This is a genomic window from Streptomyces sp. NPDC002092 (genome assembly GCF_053593775.1).
Genome location: NZ_JBSFDG010000003.1, coordinates 484555 through 503004 on the forward strand (window position 1 = coordinate 484555; position 18450 = coordinate 503004).

The following is an 18450-nucleotide window of genomic DNA, read 5'->3' on the forward strand; positions in this document are numbered from 1 at the left end:
GATCCTTCACCTACGTGAGCCACCGCACGTACGAAACGGTTTCGTTTCGTATGGATACAGGGTATCTTCATGAACGTACGAAGCAGGCGCCGAGTCGGCGCATCCCGAGCGGGAAGGTGAGTGGCATGACTGAGGTCGCAACGGCGCGTCGCAGTCGGATCACGCCCGAGCGTGAGGCCGAGTTGTACGAGGCCGTGCTCGACCTGCTCCGGGAGGTGGGCTACGACGCCGTCACCATGGACGCCGTCGCGGCCCGCACCAAGTCCAGCAAGGCGACGCTCTACCGCCAGTGGGGCGGCAAGGCCGAGCTGGTCGCGAAGGCGGTGCGGCACAACAAGCCGGGCGGTCTGTCCCTCGGCGAGATCGACACCGGCTCCCTCCGGGGCGATCTGCATGCCCTCACCATGCGGTCGGACGACTGCGAGATGGAGCAGAACTCCGCCCTCATGCGGGGCCTGGCCATGGCCATCCACAGCAACCCGGATCTCCTGAAGGCGTTCAAGGAGCATCTGATCGAGCCGGAGATGGCGGAGTTCCGCCGTGTCCTGCAGCGGGCGATCGACCGGGGCGAGGTCCGCGCGGACAACCCCGCGGTCGACTACATGATCCACATGATGATCGGTGGTTTCGCCGCCCGCACGATGATCGACGAGCTGCCGCCGACGCAGGACTACCTCCTTTCGTACATCGACGCAGTCGTCCTCCCCGCCCTCTGCGCCTGACACCTCCCCGCACTTCCTCGCCCACCTGACGTCACCGCTCAAGTCGTCGGGACGATCACCCCTGTCTCCCCGCCGGGTGATCACCCCTGCCCTGAAACACCCACGACTGACCGGGAGTACGCCTCCGTGGCCACGTTCCTCTACAAACTCGGCCGGCTCGCCTTCAGGCGACGGCACTTCGTCGCCCTGTTCTGGGTGGCGCTGCTGACCCTCGCGGGGGTCGGCGCCGCCAACGCCCCCGCGGCGGGCTCCACCTCCTTCTCGATACCCGGCACCGAGGCGCAGAAGGCCTTCGACCTGCTGGAACAGCGCTTCCCCGGGATGAGTGCCGACGGCGCGACCGGACGCGTCGTCTTCAAGGCGCCCGCGGGCGAGAAGATGACCGACGCCGCCAACAAGGCGACCGTCGAGAAGACGGTGAAGGAGCTCGCCGACGGCTCCGAGGTGGTCTCCGTCGCCGACCCCTACCAGGCGCACGCCGTCAGCAAGAACGGCACGGTCGCCTACGCGTCCGTGAAGTACAAGGTCTCCGGCATGGAGCTCAAGGAGGCCTCCCGGGACGCCCTGAAGGAGGCCGCGCAGGATGCGCGGCACGCCGGGCTGACCGTCGAGATCGGCGGTGACGCGCTGCAGGCCGGGGCCGAGCCGGGAGCGGCCGGTGAGGTCGTGGGCCTCGCCATCGCCGCGGTCGTCCTCGTCATCACGCTGGGCTCACTGGTCGCGGCCGGACTGCCGCTGCTGACGGCCGTCATCGGCGTCGGTATCGGCGTCTCCACCATCACCGTTCTGGCCAAGACGCTCGACCTGGGCGACACCACGTCCACCCTCGCCCTGATGATCGGTCTCGCGGTCGGCATCGACTACGCGCTGTTCATCGTCTCCCGCTACCGCAGCGAACTGGCCGAGGGCCGCGACCGCGAGGAGGCCGTCGGACGGGCCGCGGGGACCGCGGGCTCGGCGGTGGTCTTCGCGGGCCTCACGGTCGTGATCGCACTCGCGGGTCTCTCGGTCGTCGACGTGCCGATGCTGACGAAGATGGGCCTCGCGGCGGCGGGCACGGTCGTCGTGGCCGTCCTCATCGCGCTGACCATGATTCCGGCACTGCTGGGATACGCGGGCAGGAAGGTCAAGGCGGCGGGCGAGAAGCGCCGCAAGAGCGCGGCCGGTACTCCTGAGAAGCCCGGTCTGGGTGCCCGCTGGGCGCGCTTCGTCATCCGCCGTCCGGCCGCCGTGCTGCTGCTCGGCGTGGTCGGCCTCGGCACGATCGCGGTCCCGGCCACCCAGCTGGAGCTGGGCCTGCCCGACGACGGTTCGCAGCCGACGTCCACGACCCAGCGCCGCGCCTACGACCTCCTCTCGGAGGGCTTCGGCCCCGGCTTCAACGGCCCCCTGATGATCGTCGTCGACGCCAAGGACAGCGACTCGCCCAAGGCGGCCGCCGACAGGGTGGCCGACGGGATCAAGGGCCTCAAGGACGTCGTCACGGTGACCCCGGCGGTGTTCAACAAGGCCGGTGACACCGCGACGATCACCGTCATCCCCGGTTCGAAGCCGTCCTCGGTGCAGACCGAGGACCTGGTGCACGCCATCCGTGACCAGGGCGGCGAGATCAAGGCCGACACGGGTGCGAAGGCGCTGGTCACCGGCACCACGGCGATGAACATCGACTTCTCGCAGAAGCTCAACGACGCCCTGATCCCGTATCTGGGCCTGGTGGTGGGCCTCGCCTTCCTGCTCCTGATCGCGGTCTTCCGCTCCATCCTGGTCCCGCTGAAGGCGGCGCTCGGCTTCCTGCTGAGCGTGCTGGCCGCGCTCGGTGCCGTGGTCGCGGTCTTCCAGTGGGGCTGGCTCGGCGGCCTGCTGGGCGTCGAGCAGACCGGCCCGATCATGTCGATGATGCCGATCTTCATGGTGGGTGTGGTCTTCGGTCTCGCCATGGACTACGAGGTGTTCCTGGTGACCCGGATGCGCGAGGCGTACGTCCACGGTGAGACGCCGGGCCAGGCCGTGGTGACCGGCTTCCGGCACAGCGCGCGGGTCGTGGCGGCCGCCGCGGCCATCATGATCGCGGTCTTCGGAGGCTTCATCACCTCCAGCGAGTCCATGATCAAGATGATTGGTTTCGGCCTCGCGATCGCGGTCTTCTTCGACGCCTTCGTCGTGCGGATGGCGATCGTCCCGGCGGTCCTCGGCCTGCTCGGCAAGAAGGCCTGGTGGCTGCCGAAGTGGCTGGACCGGGCGGTCCCGAACGTGGACGTCGAGGGCGAGGGCCTGAAGACCCTCGGCGACGGCGACGCGAAGGACAGCGACCCGGACGAGGACCGGGAACTGGTACGGGCCTGACGCTCCGGGCGATTGTCAGTGGCGCCGCCTAACGTGGCGGCATGACCACTCTTCAGGAACGCCCCCGCACCGCCCTGCTGGTGATCGACGTCCAGCAGGGCGTCGTGGCGGCCGCGCACGAGCGGGACGCCGTCGTCGCCACCATCGCCGCCCTCGTCGACAAGGCCCGCGCCGCGGACGTGCCGGTCGTCTGGGTCCAGCACTCCGACGAGGGACTCAAGAAGGGCAGCGACGACTGGCAGTACGTGGCCGAACTGCCCCGCCGCGACGGGGAACCGCTGGTGCACAAGAACTACGGCGACTCCTTCGAGGGCACGGACCTGGAGCAGGTCCTCGCCGCGGCCGGAGTCGGCCATCTCGTCGTGACGGGCGCGGAGACGGACGCCTGCATACGCTCCACGATCCACGGCGCGTTCGTACGGGGCTACGACGTCACGCTGGTCGCCGACGCGCACACCACGAACGACAACAGCAAGTGGGGAGCCCCGACGCCGGACCAGGTCATCGCCCACACGAACCTGTACTGGCAGTACCACTCGGCACCGGGGCGCACGGCGGCGGTGCGGGAGGCGAAGCAGGTGACGTTCGGGGGCTGACGGTCGCTACAGCTCCGTCATGTTCGGGCGTGGTGCCGGACGGTGGCGGGCGGCGGGGCCCTCCGCGAAGGCGTGCAGGAGGTTCTCCGTCGTGCGGGTGACGAACGTGCGGGTGCGGGCGTCCATACCGTGGTCCCGGCCCCCGTCGGGGGTTTCGGCCAGCAGCGCCTCCACCCACCGCATGGTGCCGGTCGCGAAGACACCGGCGCCGCTTCGCGCGGTGTAGTACGCCGAGTCGCTGCTGCTGCGAACCCCGTTGCACACCACAGGGGAATGGGCCGTTATCTCCAGGGGTTCGGGGACGGGCGCACCCGGGGTGACCCGGTCGTACTCCACACCGACCAGATGGTCGAAGCCGTCGCCGGGGCGTACGCCCGTCCCCTCGTACAGCCAGTGGTCCGCCGCGTGGACGACATAGGGGGCGTCCACCGGATAGCCCTCGTAGAGCACGCCGGTCAGGGAGGACTCCGGGTCGGCCGCCGGGGAGCGGCGGAAGTCCGTCGTCACCAAGGAGGGGTGGGTGGTGTAGCAGGGGTCGGAGGGGAAGGAGGACTTGTAGCAGACCACCGTGCGCTCGGGCTGAGCCCCGCCGGGCTCCAGACGGATCCGGCGGAAGCAGGTGTTGGCGCCCAGGAAGGCCACGTTGGTGCCGGCGTCGCGGGCCCGGGTGATGTGCTGACGCTGTTGCGGGGTCCAGTACTCGTCGTGACCGAGGCAGATGACGGCGGCCGCCCCGTGCAGCACCTCCGGGTCCCGGTGCACGTCGACCCCGGTGGTGTAGGCGAGGGGGATACCGAGCCGTTCCGCGAGGACCACCGCCGCCCGCTCGTACACCATGAACTTCTCCGCGCCGTCCAAGTCGTAGGGCCGGTCGAAGCTGACGGCGAGGGAGCGTCCGGCGTACGCCCCGGAGGGGCCGGCGTAGAGGCTGTAGCCGCCCCACCGGTTGTACGCCTGCCAGGTGGCGGGCGCGTGCATCAGCACCGTCCGGCCCGCGCCCTGCGCGGAGCGCACGATCAGCGGGACGTAGCGCTGATGGCCGTCCTCGGTGTCGAGCCGCAGCAGATACGCGCCCTCCGGCCAGCCCGTCGTCCCGAAGCTCAGGGTCCGACGCCAGTCCGCGCGGACGGTGCGGGTGTCGGTGACGAAGCCCGGCTCCGGCTGGACGCTGCCCGGCACCCGCCCGGACGACCAGACGAGCCGTGCCTCGGCCCCGCCGTACCAGCCGACCCGGAACGCCGAGACGCGGAAGGACGGGGCGGTCGTGGAGACGTACAGACCGCACTCCTCACCCGGCGTCACACTCACCCGGTCGGCATACCCCACGACGGCCGCCGCCGGGCCCGTCGAGCGGATGCGCCAGTCGGGTGTCCCCGGGCGGTCCCGTTCCGCCTCGGGCCGGTGCGCGGCCGTCGCCGCCCGGGTGCCGTGAGCGGCATGAGAACGGTCGCAGGCACCGGCCGCCGAGACGAGCCCGGCGCACGCACACGCCCCCAGGAAGGTCCTGCGGCGCAGCGCCGAGCCGTCCTCCGTCCCGTGCCGCGGTGTCTCCCGCCTCTCGGGGCCCACATCGCCTCCCGTGTGTGCGCACTCGCGGAGAGTCCGACCTGGGAACAGCCTGCAACGGCGCGGCCCTGGGCGCCATGAAAGGGCGAGGCGCGGGAAGGCGACGTTACTGTGTGGAACAACTGTGCCCGTGGGGTGCGAGGTGCCTTGCCCGGCGCGATACCTCCTACAGGTCGTAGTAGCTTCGTTCTGCAGTAGAGCTAGCCGCCCGCAGTCGGCCGGAGGTCATGCGTGGAGCCGTCCCAGGTACTGATCAGCCTTGTCCTCCCGGTCTACGGGGTGGAGGAGTATCTGCGTCCCTGTCTGGACTCGATGCTCGGGCAGTCGTTCTCCTCCTTCGAGGTGATCGCCGTGGACGATGCCTCGCCCGACGGGTGCGGGGCGATCCTCGACGAGTACGCGAGCAGGGATCCGCGGATCCGGGTCGTGCATCTGGAACGCAACGGCGGGCTCGGCGAAGCCCGTAACGCGGGGCTGGAACTTGCTCGCGGCGAATACGTCTGGTTCGTCGACAGCGACGACCTGATCGCCGACGAATCGCTGACCGCGATAGCCGGCAGACTCACCGCGGCCCGGCCCGACGTGCTCTTCTTCGACTACGCACGACTGTTCCCCGAGGGCGGGATCGAGCCCGCTCCCCGCGCGCACCTGCTGCGAGAACCGCCGCCGCCCGAGGCGTTCGAGCTGCGGAGCCGGCCCAGTGTGCTCGAGCTGATGATGACCGCGTGGAACAAGGCGATCCGCCGTGACTTCCTGACCGGTCTGGGCGTGCGCTTCGGGCAGGGACTGTACGAGGACCTGCCGGTCACCTACCCGATCCTGGTGGCCGCCGGGCGAATATCGCTCCTCGACCGGGTCTGCTACCTCTACCGCGAGCGGCGTACGGGCGCGATCACCACCACCGTCAGCGACCGCCACTTCGATGTGTTCGGCCAGTACGAGAAGGTCTTCGCCTTCCTGGACGAGCGGGGCGCGGCGGCCGAGGAGTTCCGCGCCAGGCTGTTCGACCGGGCGATCTGGCACTACACGACCATCATCGACGAACCCGGCCGGGTCCCCGCGGCCCGGCAGCGGGAGTTCTTCCGCCGGATGGCCGAGCACTTCGCCCGCTTCCGGCCCGCGGATCACACCTACCCGCCCGGCGCCCGAGGCGTGAAGTTCCGCCTGGTCGAGCGGGGCGACTACCGGCTGTTCGCCGCGCTGCGCCCGGTCAACCGGCTGCGCCTGAAGGCCCGCCGGGGCGTGCGCGGAGCGGTCGGCGCGGCACGGACGGCGACGCGGCGGGCCCGTGCCCTGCCGGCCCTCCTCTACTACGAGGCGTACAAGCGCCTCCCCGTCGACGACAGGCTCGCCGTCTACGCGGCGTACTGGTACCGCAGCTACTCCTGCAACCCCCGCGCCGTCTACGAGGCGGCCCGCGAACTCGCCCCGGACATCCACGGCGTGTGGGTGGTCCGCAAGGACGCGGTCGCCTCGCTGCCCGCCGGGGTGGACCATGCCGTGGAGGGTTCGCTGCGCTCCCTGCGCGTCCTGGCGCGGGCGAAATACCTGGTCAACAACGTCAACTTCCCGCACGTGGTGTCCAAGCGCCGTGGCTCGGTGCATGTCCAGACGCTGCACGGGACCCCGCTGAAGGCCATGGGCCTGGACCAGCAGTACTATCCGGTCGGTGCCCAGGGGATGAACTTCACGCGGCTGCGCGAGCACTCCGCCCGCTGGGACTTCCTGCTGTCGGCCAACCCCCACTCGTCCGAGGTGTGGCCGCGCGTGTACCCCGGCAGCTACGAGCTGCTGGAGACCGGCTATCCGCGCAACGACCGTTACTTCCGCACCGGCCCGGAGGAGATCACCGCCATCCGCGCCCGCCTGGGCATCGAGCCCGGCCAGACCGCCGTGCTCTACGCCCCGACGTTCCGGGAGTACGGCGGCGCCGGTCCGCTGCCGGATCCGTCCCGCCTGGCGGCCGCCCTCGGGCCGGATCATGTGCTGATGCTGCGCTCCCACTACTACGACGCCGAAGGCGCGCAGACGGGTGCCGAGAGGCGGGCCGAGGGTGCCGCCCGGGTCGTCGACCTCTCGTCGTACCCGGTCGTCGAGGACCTGTGCCTGGCGGCCGACGTGCTGGTGACCGACTACTCGTCGATCATGTTCGACTACGCCTGCCTCGACCGGCCGATCGTCGTCTACGCCCCGGACTGGGAGACGTACCGGGCCACCCGGGGCGTCACCTTCGACCTGCTGGCCGAGCCGCCGGGCGCTGTCGCGGAGAGCGAGGAGCAGCTGATCGAGGTGTTCCGCTCCGGGGCGGTCGCCTCCGGCGCGGCGGAGGAGGCGCGTGCTGTGTTCCGGCGGCGGTTCTGTGCGTTTGACGACGGGCGCGCGGCTGAGCGGGTTGTGCGGCGGGTGTTTCTCGGTGAGAAGTGATAGGCCGTCGATTGTCTGCGGGCTCGTCGTGGCTCGTCGCGCCCATGCGGCGGAGCCGCATGTCGACACAGCCCCGCGCCCCTAGGGGAGCTGCCGAACCGTACGCGATTTTGCTGACCGGGACAGGATGTCGTCCAGGGCCCGTTCGAAGGGGGCCAGGGGGTCGGGTGTGGACGGGCCCAGCAGGTAGGTACGCAGGTGCTGGCGCTCCTCGGCCAGGGGGTCGGTGTCGTCGTCGGCCAGGCGGTCGAGGAGGTCGTCCAGGCCGGTCAGGTCGGGGGCGATGAGGTGGGCGGCGCGGGCGGCCGGGTAGCGGTCGCGGAAGGTGTCGGGGGCGAGGTCTGCGGGGTTGGCGACGGCGTACGGCTTGCCGGTGGCCAGGTAGTCGGTGACGACGCCGGACACGTCGGCGATGAGCAGGTCGGCGTGGTCGAAGCAGTCGTACAGGCCCGGTCGGGAGCCGCCCGTGACGCGGTGGCGCCACCAGCCCTCGGCCGCCCAGTACGCCTCGCTCCACTCCGCCAGTGCCGACTCCCAAGCAGCCGAGGGCGGCTCTTCGGGCACCCCGGCGTCCCGCGCGGCCTGCGCCTCGTCCCCGCGTGCGGGCCGGCGCAGCTCGTCGAGGCGGCGGGCGGGCTCCGGGAGCAGGGCCGCCTGCGCGGCCCGTTCCCGCGTGTCCTGGCGACGGAACTCCTCGCGGGTGTCCCGGGCGGTGTTCGCGGCGTCGATCATCGCGAGGATCTCGGCGTGCGCCGCGCGCGCCCGGGGGTCGAGGGTGCCGGTCAGCGGGTGCGGCCGGTAGACCAGGCGGACCGGCGGCTCCCGCTCCAGCAGGGTTTTCACGATCCGCGGTCCCATGTCGGTCAGCGACGTCGCCGCGCCCGGGTCGCCGTGGAAGCCCTCCCAGGTGGGCGCGTAGAGCACGGTCGGCATCGGCGACGCGGAGGTGCCGCCGACGGCGTTCAGCCGCCCCAGCGACGGGCGGCCGACCTCGACGACGTCCGCGTCGGCCACTCCGGACCCCGAGCGCGCGTAACGCTCGCGCCCGGCGGGCCCCGCCACCCACACCTCGTCGTACACCTTGGTGAACGGATTGGAACTGGTGGGCTTGTCGCTGTCCCCGTGTCCGAGGTAGACGCTCCGGAACTCCGGCAGCCGCAGCAGGTGGGTGTTGTTGGCGGCGTTGGCCACGAACAGCGCCACCTGCGCGTCGGGCAGCCGGAAGGCGGTCAGGTCCTTGCCCAGCGGCAGGCACACCACGGGCCGGGACGTCGGATCGAGCCGGGTGAGCATCTCGCGTTCGCGCAGCACGACGACGACCCGCCGTTGCAGCCGGTCGAGCACCGGCAGCCAGCCGTTGAGCTGGTACGCCGATTCCAGGGCGCCGGAGAAGTACACGACGACCTCGGGACGGTACGCCTCCACCTGCTCGTTCACCGCTTGCAGCACCTTGCCCTTCGCGGCCAGGTGCCGGCCCCGCCAGGCGTGCCGGGCCAGCCACGCGGCGGTGGCCAGAGCGGCGAGCACCGCGGTCCCCGCGCCGAGCGCCGCCCACCTCGCCCCGGCCGCCGCCGCGACGGCCACCCCGACGACCAGCGGCAGGTCCACGAGCGCGAGCGGCCCCCGGTGGAGGTCCATCAGCAGCCGTGGCGGCGCGTCGGGGATCCGCAGCGCGGACAGATCCACGTTCCGGGTCACCACCGGCAGCCGCCTGCACCACCAGACGAACAGCAGCAGTCCCGCGTAACCGCCGCGCAGCGCCTGCAGCGCCAGGAAGCCGAGGGCGGTCAGGACGAACGCGCCCGACTGGGCGTCCCCCAGCCGTGCCAGCAGCACGAGCGCCGCCGCGCCCCGCAGCAGCGACCCCGCCGTGACGCTCAGGCACACCTGGCCGAGGGGCTGCATGGAGCCTGCGATCCGGCGCAGCGCCTTGGGCTCGGCGAGGTAGTCCGCGGCCGCGAACACGGCGAACGCCCAGCCGCTGGGCACCACCGCGGCCGCGAACAGCCCGAGCAGCCCCACCGGGAACCCCGCGACCGCCGTCACCGGCACCCTGTCCAGCAGTTTCCTCGGGTCTATCGTGCTCACCGCCATCCGACACTTGTATCAGAGCGGCACACGCAGCTCCGCCCAGACGGTTTTCCGTGGATACGGCCCCGGAGCGACGCCCCACCGGTCCGCGAGCGCGTCCACCAGGAGCAGGCCCCGGCCCGACTCCGCGTCGGGGTCGCCCTGCGCGGGGCGGGCAAGACGGTCGGGGCGGGTGTCCGTCACCTCGATACGGAGGGTGCTCCCGACGACGTAGAGGGTCAGGCGGAAGTCCCTCCCCGGTACGCGGCCGTGTGTCGCGGCGTTGGCCGCCAGCTCGGCGACGATGTGCGACGCGTTCTCCAACGGGAGCCCCCATGCGTGGAGTTGCTCCTCCGTGAGGAGGCGGGCCAGACGAGCGCCGAGGGGCGTGGGGGACAGGCGGACGCTGAAGTTGCGGATGGGGCTGTCGAGTTGGGGGCGGAGCTCGGCGGCTTCTTGATTCATGTCACTCAGCGTGGCCGGTTCTGCTTCCGTGAGTGAGTGCTGTTGCCCGTGCGTAGCGTGACTGTCTCGGCTTTGTCTCGTGCTGTCTTGGCTGTCTCGGGGGTTGATCGGGTACGGAAGCGCGTTGGAGGTGGGGCATGAACGAGGTTGCGGATGAGGCGGGTTGGGATGTCGAGCCCGGGGACGAGATCGAGCCGGTGGTGCAGGCTGTAGGGCATCTGCTCAAGGTCTGCCGGGAGGCTGCGGGAGTGAGGGCGGCCGAGTTCGGGGAGCTCCTGGGCTACGGCGAGGACATGATCCGCAAGATGGAGCGGGGGCAGCGGATTCCCCGACCGGAGTTTCTGGACAGGGCCGACGACGTGCTGAGGGCACAGGGGCACCTCAAGGCTTTCAAGTGGCAGATGGAGCAGGCCCGATATCCGAAGAAGGTACGGCGACTGAAGGAGATGGAGGGGCGGGCGGTGGAGATGATGCTGTACAGCAATCACAACATCCATGGCCTGTTGCAGACGCCGGAGTACGCGCGAAAATTGTCCGAGATGAGGCAGCCCGCGTACTCGCCCGACGTGGTGGAGCGGGATGTCGCAGCGCGCATGGCCCGGAAGTCGGTCTTCGACCGGGAGCCCGCCCCGACGCTCGGTTTCGTCCAGGAACAAGTGACGCTGGAACGCCCGTACGGTGGGAAGATGGTGTTGCGTCGACAGCTCGAACACCTCCTGGAGGTATCGCAGTTGAGGAACGTCACCGTCCAGGTCATGCCGACCGACCGGGAGGAGCACGCCGGAGTAGCGGGCCTGATCGAAGTGCTGAAGTTCGATGACGGTACGGCGATCGGACGTTCCGACGGCGCCTTCAATGGCCGCCCGGTCTCAAGTCCCCGGGATCTTCGTATCCTTGAACTGCGCTATGGCATGATCCGGGCGCAGGCTCTCACGCCGAGGGAGTCGCAGGCCTTCATCGAGCAAGCGCTGGGGAGACTATGAGCGCCACCGAACTCCACTGGTTCAAGAGCAGCTACAGCAGCAGCAACGAATCCGGCGATTGTGTCGAAGTGGCGCTGGACTGGTTCAAGAGCAGCTACAGCGACAGCAGCGACATCAACGACTGCGTCGAGGTCGCCAACACGGCCACCGTCATCCACATCCGCGACTCCAAGGCTCCCGAAAACCTCCACCTCACCGTCGCCCCCACCACGTGGACAACCTTCCTCAGCCACGTCTCCACACGCTGACCCCGCGGAGCTTCTCGCAGGTTTCCCTCGTACCCGCCGTCCCGGTCGAAGACCCTGCCCCCGGGGACCCCCGTCCCCCCACGATGTAACACCTCCGCGGAAACTGTTACGTCGTACAAGGGAGACACAGCGCGGGCGCGGAACTCGCTCGCATGCCGCGTACACGCAGCGCTAGCGTGCCGGGCATGACGACCGCCGATGCCACCGACAGCTCCGGAGCCAGCCCCCGTTTCGCCGCCGCCCTGGGCGAACTGGGGCTCGACGACCTGCATCGCCGTATCCGCCGGTTCCCGGATGCGACCCGCACCGCCGCAGAGGCGGCCGCCGCGATCGGGTGTGAGCTGAGCGAGATCTGCAAGTCGCTGATCTTCGCGGCGGACGGGGTTCCGGTGCTGGTGCTGATGGACGGGGCGTCGCGGGTGGACGTCGAGCGGGTGCGGGAGGAACTCGGCGCCGAGAAGGTGACGCGGGCCAAGGCGGACGTCGTACGGGAGACCACCGGGTACGCGATCGGGGGTGTGCCGCCCTTCGGGCACCGTACGAAGACCCGGGTGCTCGCCGACCGTTCGCTGCTGGAGCATGACGTGGTGTGGGCCGCGGCGGGCAATCCGCACGCCGTGTTCCCCATGGAGCCCGAGGAACTCGTCACCCGCGCCGGAGCCACCCTGGTGGACGTGCGCGAGCGCAGCTCGTGACGCCGCTGGTCGCCACGGCCGTCCTGTGCGCCGCGGTCACCCACGCCGGCTGGAACGCGATAGCCCACCGCATCACGGACAAGCTGGTCGGGTTCACGCTGATCGCGGGCGGCGGGATGCTGATCGGGCTGGCGATGGTGCCGTTCGTCCCCCTCCCGGCGTCCGGGGCGTGGCCGTACCTCGCCGCCTCCGCCTTCATCCACCTCGCGTACTACGTGCTGCTCATGCGGTCCTTCCGGCTCGGGGACTTCGGGCAGGCGTACCCGATCGCCCGCGGGACCGCGCCGCTGGTCGTCACGGTGCTCGCCGCCGTTTTCGCGCACGAGGTGCCGAACGGGTGGGCGGCCGCCGGTATCGCGCTGTCCTGCGCGGGCCTGACCGGTGTCGCCCTGTGGGGGCTGCGCGGCAGCCGGCCCAACTGGGCGGCGATCGGCGCGGCGCTCGCCACCGGGCTGACCATCGCCGCGTACACGGTCGTCGACGGGCTGGGGGTGCGGGCGTCCGGCTCGTCCCTCGGGTACATCGCCTGGCTGATGGCGGTGGAGGGGTTCGCGATCCCGGTGTACGCGCTGACCCGCTGGCGGGGTGAGTTCCTCGCCGTTCTGCGGCCGTTCGCGGGCGTGGGCCTCCTCGGCGGGGCCATGTCCGTCGCCGCGTACGGCCTGGTCCTGTGGGCCCAGACGAAGGCCGAACTGGCGCCGATCGCTGCACTGCGCGAGTCTTCGATCATCGTGGGGGCGGCCATCGGAGCCGTATTCTTCAAGGAACGCTTCGGGGCCCCGCGGATCGCGGCGGCGTTGCTGTTGGTGGCGGGGATCGGGCTGATGCTGCGGGCCGGCTGAGCGCCCGGCTTGGCGGTCGGTCGGCTGCGGCTGCCTCGTGGCTTGTCGCGCAGTTCCCCGCGCCCCTATGGGGCGCTGCGCGCCGTGGCGGGGTTGTCTGCGGCCGCGCGGCGGAGCCGCATATTGCGCGACCGCATCGCGATTACCGCACCCCGCACCGCCCCTGTCCGATTCACGTCGGTGTTCAAGCGCGCGATTTGCCTACGCCTTGACGATCCGTTCCGCGGGAGTTCAACTCGGCGTTTGTGCCTGGGTTGTGTGTTGTCCCTATGGTCCGTGCGGGCATCGGGAGAAGGGGGACCCATGGGGACACGCCACGCAGTGGTGGCTCGCGGGGTCACCAAGTGCTTCGGCGACGTCGTCGCACTCGACGGTGTCGATCTGGATGTGAACCAGGGTCAGATACATGGGCTGGTCGGTCCGAACGGTGCCGGCAAGACGACGTTGCTCGGTCTGCTGCTGGGGCTGGCCGTCGCCGACGGCGGGCGGCTCGAGGTCCTCGGTACGCCCGTGGGGCGGGCCTTCGCCGCACCCGAGGGCGTCGCCGGTTTCGTTGACGGGCCCGGCCTGTATCCCTCCCTCACCGCCCGGCAGAACCTCGCCGCGCTGGCCCGACTGCGCGGCGAGGACGCCCCAAGCGCGGGCATCGACGAGGTGCTCGACCAGGTAGGGCTCACCGCAGTCGCCGACGACAAGGCCCGCGGTTTCTCGCTCGGTATGCGGCAGCGGCTCGGGCTCGCCGCCGCCCTGCTCACCAAGCCCCGGCTGCTCGTGCTCGACGAGCCCTCCAACGGCCTCGACCCGGCCGGGAAACGGCACGTGCACCGTGTCCTCACCCGGCTCGCCGCGAACGGCACCAGCGTGGTGCTCTCCAGCCACCGTATGGACGACCTGGAGGCGCTGTGCTCCGAGGTCACCATCCTCGCCACCGGACGGGTCGTCTTCTCCGGCCCGCTCGGCAAGCTGGCCGCCGAGAACCGTGAACTCGACTACCGGATACGGACCTCCGACCCGCAGGCCGCGCGACGGCTGGCCGACCTCTCGGACGGGATCCGGGTCGTCGACGACGCCGGGATACGGCAGGACGACGAACTGCTCGTCGTGCGCGCCCTGGTGCCCGCCCTCGACGAACTGGTGGCGGCCCTCGTGCGCTCGGGCGTCGCGGTGCGCGAGCTCGCGCCCGTCGTATCGCCGCTGGAGGCAGCCTTCCTCGCCCTCACCGAGCAGCAGGAAGAGGCCGGCCGATGACCGCGACCGTCACCCCCGACAAGGTTGTCAGGGCCCGCCGGGTCCCCGTCTCGCGCGGCTACCGCTTCGAACTGGTCAAGCTGGTCTCGCAGTGGCGGATCCGGCTGCTGGTCCTTGCCTGTTGGATCGCTCCCGCCCTGTTCGTCGCGGGTGTGAGCCAGCAGAGCACGCTGCCCTCCGACACCCTCTTCGGGCGCTGGATGCACGCCACCGGGTGGGCCGGACCACTGGTCATGCTCGGGTTCGCGGGGACCTGGGCGCTGCCCCTGCTGACCTCGGTGGTCGCCGGTGACGTGTTCGCCGCCGAGGACCGGCTCGGCACCTGGCGGCATCTGCTGGTCGCCGTACGGTCACCGCGGCGGATCTTCGTGGCGAAGGCGCTCGCCAGCCTCACCGTCATCCTGCTGCTGGTCGCCGGGCTGGCCGTGTCCAGCGCGGTCGGCGGGCTGGTGTCGGTCGGCAACCAGCCGCTCGTCGGCCTCGACGGCCACCTCCTGGCACCGGGGGATGCAGCCCTGCGAGTCCTGCTCGCCTGGGTCGCGGCCCTCGCGCCGACCCTGGCCCTCGCCGCGATCGGACTGCTCGGGTCGGTCGCGCTGGGGCGGTCCCCGATGGGGCTGCTGCTGCCCCCGCTCGTCGCGCTCGCGATGTCGGTCGCCCAGATGCTGCCGCTGCCCGTCGCCGTGCGCCTCGCCCTGCCCGGCTACGCCTTCATCGCCTGGAACGGCCTGTTCACCAGCCCCGCCCAGCTCGGCCCGCTCCTGATCGGCGTCGCGGTCGGCCTGCTGTGGGCCGTGCTCGCGACCGCGCTGGCGTATCTCCTCTTCCTGCGACGCGACTTCACCAACCTCGCCTACGACGGTTCCGGGCGCCGGGCGCTCACCGTCGGCGCGCTGCCGCTGGCCGGGCTGACCGCGGTCACCGTCGGCGTGGTCGCCGTGGCGACCCCCTCCATGGGCTCCGGCATCGAGCAGGACAAGGTCCAGCGGTCGGTGGCCACGGCGTTCGCCCACCTCTACCGCATGCAGACGCAGGAGCTGCACCGTCCCGCCGTCACCGAGGCGCAGTTGCGGGCCTCGGCGGCCTGCACCAAGAGCGACGGCCAGTCGGCCCAGGAGGGCGCGGGCAACGACTGGCGGTGCGTCGTGACCTGGCATCTGCCCGGGGTCCCGGTCCCGGGGACGGCGATCTATCAGCTCGACATCACCTCAGACGGGCGGTTCGTGGCCGACGGCGACGGTCCCAAGGAAGTCAACGGCTACTTCCTGCTCCGGACTTCGACCGGCGACGCCCCGAATCCGCTATGGCAGTTCGACGGCAACGTCGAGCTGCTCACCCCCCACTGAAGTTCACACGAAGGTTCCACTGATTGGTCCACTGAAGGGACAGCTCCGTGCAGGTCACACGCCAGCGTCGGATCAACGAGAAGAATCAGGTCAACCTCTTCGGCAGACGCGTCGGCCGCCGCGCCGTGCTGGTCACGGCGGGCATCGCGGTCGCGCTCGGCGTCACGGGCACCGCGGTCGCGTCCACGTGGCAGTTCGGCACCCAGCAGGTCGCCGACGAGACCGCGAACGGCCAGGTCCTCCCCAGCGACCAGTACATCAAGCCGTACGGCACCCGCTCCGTCATCAACGACGGCAAGATCATGTCGTCGGCGGTCAGCCCGGACGGCAGCCGGCTCGCGGCCTCGGTCGCCGACGGTGACGCCTCCCTGGTCGTCCTGGACCTCGCGACCGGTCAGGTGAAGCAGAAGGTCGGCACCAACGCGGCGGACGACCTGCGCATCAAGAGCGGCTCCGTCGGCCAGGAGGGCCCGACGTACTCGCCCGACGGCACGCAGCTGTGGCTCGGCCAGACCGACGGCTACACCAAGTTCACGGTCGGCGCCGACGGCACCCTCTCCAACCCGGTGGCTGTCCCCGTCCCGGCCGACGGCACCAAGCACGCCCTCGTGGGCGCCGCGGTCTTCTCGGCCGACGGCTCCACCGTCTACTCCGCGGTCAACGGCCAGAACCGGGTCGTCGCCGTCGACGCGGCCACCGGAACCGTCAAGCAGAGCTGGGCCGTCGGCAACGCCCCCCGGGGCATCGCCCTGGTCGGCGGCAAGCTGTACGTCAGCAACGAGGGCGGCCGTCCCGCCAGGGACGGCGACACCACCATCAACTCCTACGGCACCCAGGTGCCCGCCAACCCGGACACGGGCGCCACCACCACCGGCACCGTCAGCGTCATCGACACCGCGGACCCGTCCGCCGCCGTCGGCAGCATCGACGTAGGACTGCACCCGACCGCGGTGTACGCGAGCAAGGGCGCGGTGTTCGTCACCAACACCGCCGACAACAGCGTCTCGGTCATCAGCACGGCCAAGGACAAGGTCGTACAGACCATCGCCACCCAGCCCTGGCCGGAGGCGAAGGTCGGCTACGAGCCGAACGCCGTGACCCTCACCGACGACGGTCGTCTGCTGGTGACGCTCGGCCGCGCCAACGCGGTCGCCGTCTACCGCTACAAGTCCCCGCAGGAGCCCGCCCGTTACGTCGGGCTGCTCCCGACCGACTACTTCCCCTCCGGGATCGCCACCGTCGGCAAGAAGATCGTCGTCTCCAACACCCGCGGCATCGACGCCCGCCGCCCCACCGCCGCCTCCGGCCACAACACCCACGACACGACGTCGAGCCTGACCCAGTTCACGCTGCCCGACGACAAGACCGTCAAGGCCCAGACCGCCAAGGTCTTCAAGCAGAACGGCTGGACGCCCGGCTCGGTCCTGACGGCCGGCGGCAGGACCTCCGGGAAGGCGCTGCCGGTCCCGCTGCGGCTCGGCGACCCCTCGACGATCAAGCATGTCTTCCTGCTCGTCAAGGAGAACCGGACGTACGACCAGGTCTACGGCGACCTGCCGCAGGGCGACGGAGACCCCTCGCTCACCACGTTCGGCGAGAACGTCACGCCCAACCAGCACGCCCTGGCCGAGCAGTTCGGGCTCTACGACAACTTCTACGACGTCGGCACGAACTCCGCCGAGGGCCACAACTGGCTGATGCAGTCGGACAACCCGGAGTACACCGAGTCCTCCGCGGGCGAGTACCAGCGCAGCTACGACACCGAGGACGACGCCCTCGGCCACCAGAAGTCCGGTTTCATCTGGAGCGGCGCGCAGGCGGCCGGCCGGTCGGTCAAGGACTTCGGCGAGTTCCAGTCGCTGGAGACCAAGCCGGCCGGGGCGACGTGGCAGAACCTGTACTGCGACAGCAAGAACATGGAGGCCACCGGGGCGCAGACCCAGTACCCGATCCAGACGGGTTCGGCGATCCCCTCGCTCAACAAGGTGTCGGTGCAGGGCTTCCCGATGTTCGACCTCACCGTCCCGGACATCTACAAAGAGCAGATCTGGAAGCAGGACTTCGAGAAGGACGGTCCGGCGAACCTGAACATGTTCTGGTTCTCCAACGACCACACCGGAGGCCCGGCCAACGCGGCGGCCGAGGTCGCGGACAACGACCTCGCGGTCGGCCGGATGGTCGACGAGATCTCCCACAGCAAGTACTGGAAGGACTCGGCGATCTTCGTCGTCGAGGACGACTCCCAGAACGGCCTCGACCACGTCGACGGCCACCGTGCCCCGGTCCAGATCATCAGCCCCTGGGCCAAGCACGACACCGTCGACAGCCACTACTACTCGCAGATCACGATGGTCCGCACCATCGAGCAGATCCTCGGGATCCACCCGATGAACCAGCTCGACAGCGCGGCCACCCCGATGTACGGGGCGTTCTCCCTGAAGCCGGACAACACACCGTTCACGGCGGTCCCCAACCGGACCTCCCTGACCCTCGGCGTGAGCCCCCAGCCCACCTGCGGCTCGGACACCCCGGCCCCGCAGGACACCAAGGCGGCACTCGCGCCGACGTCCGCCGCGGTCCCGCAGGCCCAGCAGCAGCTCGCCGCGGAGTGGAAGACCTGGGCCTCGCACCAGCGGCTCACCGGCCCGCACGCCGTGCCCGACTACGCCAACAACGAGCAGATGAACCGCTACACCTGGTACCAGACCCACAACTGGACCAAGCCGTACCCCGGTGACAAGAAGGTGTATGCGCCTGCCGACGTGCCGGGCGCCTACCTGCCGTCGGCGGAGAACGACGGCTGACACACGCCCAGCGCGCAGCGGACCCCGGGCCGACGTCACACCGGCCCGGGGTCTGCGTGCATCCGAGGGCGCACAGGAGCACTCTGGAAGCAGGTCTT

At 70.6% G+C, this 18450-nt stretch carries 14 protein-coding genes; 11 read left to right on the plus strand and 3 right to left on the minus strand.

From position 1 onward, the window contains the following. Positions 1-125: 125 nt before the first annotated feature. From ACWCRD_RS09685 to ACWCRD_RS09695, 3 genes are all read left to right on the plus strand, one after another. Positions 126-722 carry a TetR/AcrR family transcriptional regulator gene (locus ACWCRD_RS09685; RefSeq protein ID WP_450965355.1) on the plus strand — a complete coding sequence of 199 codons (597 nt, stop codon included), beginning with the start codon at positions 126-128 and terminating at the stop codon, positions 720-722. 126 nt (positions 723-848) lie between these two features. After that, positions 849-3065: an MMPL family transporter gene (locus ACWCRD_RS09690; RefSeq protein ID WP_450965356.1), complete on the plus strand. Its 2217-nt coding sequence runs from the start codon at positions 849-851 to the stop codon at positions 3063-3065. Between the two features lie 41 nt (positions 3066-3106). Then, a complete protein-coding gene (locus ACWCRD_RS09695; RefSeq protein ID WP_450965357.1) occupies positions 3107-3661 on the plus strand; it encodes a cysteine hydrolase family protein in 555 nt (184 codons plus the stop codon). 6 nt (positions 3662-3667) lie between these two features. On the opposite strand, the gene ACWCRD_RS09700 is transcribed toward ACWCRD_RS09695, so the two are convergent. Then, positions 3668-5230: a N,N-dimethylformamidase beta subunit family domain-containing protein gene (locus tag ACWCRD_RS09700; RefSeq protein ID WP_450965358.1), complete on the minus strand. Its 1563-nt coding sequence runs from the start codon at positions 5228-5230 to the stop codon at positions 3668-3670. 228 nt (positions 5231-5458) lie between these two features. Here ACWCRD_RS09700 and ACWCRD_RS09705 point away from each other — a divergent pair, with 228 nt between their 5' ends. After that, complete coding sequence (locus ACWCRD_RS09705) at positions 5459-7651, plus strand: bifunctional glycosyltransferase/CDP-glycerol:glycerophosphate glycerophosphotransferase (protein ID WP_450965359.1); 2193 nt, start codon at positions 5459-5461, stop codon at positions 7649-7651. A gap of 81 nt (positions 7652-7732) precedes the next feature. On the opposite strand, the gene ACWCRD_RS09710 is transcribed toward ACWCRD_RS09705, so the two are convergent. After that, positions 7733-9745 carry a hypothetical protein gene (locus ACWCRD_RS09710; RefSeq protein ID WP_450965360.1) on the minus strand — a complete coding sequence of 671 codons (2013 nt, stop codon included), beginning with the start codon at positions 9743-9745 and terminating at the stop codon, positions 7733-7735. 12 nt (positions 9746-9757) lie between these two features. Continuing rightward, on the minus strand, positions 9758-10186 hold the full coding sequence (locus tag ACWCRD_RS09715) for an ATP-binding protein (protein WP_450965361.1): 429 nt from the start codon (positions 10184-10186) through the stop codon (positions 9758-9760). A gap of 137 nt (positions 10187-10323) precedes the next feature. On the opposite strand from ACWCRD_RS09715, the gene ACWCRD_RS09720 reads away from it, so the two are divergent. The 7 genes from ACWCRD_RS09720 (at position 10324) to ACWCRD_RS09750 (ending at position 18352) form a co-directional block, all read left to right on the plus strand. Continuing rightward, entirely contained in the window at positions 10324-11169 is an 846-nt protein-coding gene (locus tag ACWCRD_RS09720) for a helix-turn-helix domain-containing protein (protein WP_450965362.1), read from the plus strand. Then, positions 11166-11417 carry a DUF397 domain-containing protein gene (locus tag ACWCRD_RS09725; RefSeq protein ID WP_450965363.1) on the plus strand — a complete coding sequence of 84 codons (252 nt, stop codon included), beginning with the start codon at positions 11166-11168 and terminating at the stop codon, positions 11415-11417. The genes ACWCRD_RS09720 and ACWCRD_RS09725 overlap by 4 nt, the downstream gene beginning before the upstream one ends. 152 nt (positions 11418-11569) lie before the next feature. Then, positions 11570-12112: a YbaK/EbsC family protein gene (locus tag ACWCRD_RS09730; RefSeq protein WP_450965364.1), complete on the plus strand. Its 543-nt coding sequence runs from the start codon at positions 11570-11572 to the stop codon at positions 12110-12112. Beyond that, positions 12109-12954: an EamA family transporter gene (locus tag ACWCRD_RS09735; protein WP_450965365.1), complete on the plus strand. Its 846-nt coding sequence runs from the start codon at positions 12109-12111 to the stop codon at positions 12952-12954. Before ACWCRD_RS09730 ends, ACWCRD_RS09735 begins: the two co-directional genes overlap by 4 nt. A 303-nt stretch (positions 12955-13257) precedes the next feature. Next, positions 13258-14202, plus strand: a complete 945-nt coding sequence (locus ACWCRD_RS09740; protein WP_450965366.1) for an ABC transporter ATP-binding protein — start codon at positions 13258-13260, stop codon at positions 14200-14202. Further along, a complete protein-coding gene (locus tag ACWCRD_RS09745; protein WP_450965367.1) occupies positions 14199-15548 on the plus strand; it encodes an ABC transporter permease in 1350 nt (449 codons plus the stop codon). Before ACWCRD_RS09740 ends, ACWCRD_RS09745 begins: the two co-directional genes overlap by 4 nt. A 47-nt stretch (positions 15549-15595) precedes the next feature. Beyond that, positions 15596-18352, plus strand: coding sequence for a phosphoesterase (locus tag ACWCRD_RS09750; RefSeq protein WP_450965368.1), 2757 nt, complete (start codon positions 15596-15598; stop codon positions 18350-18352). The last annotated feature ends 98 nt before the right edge of the window (positions 18353-18450 follow it).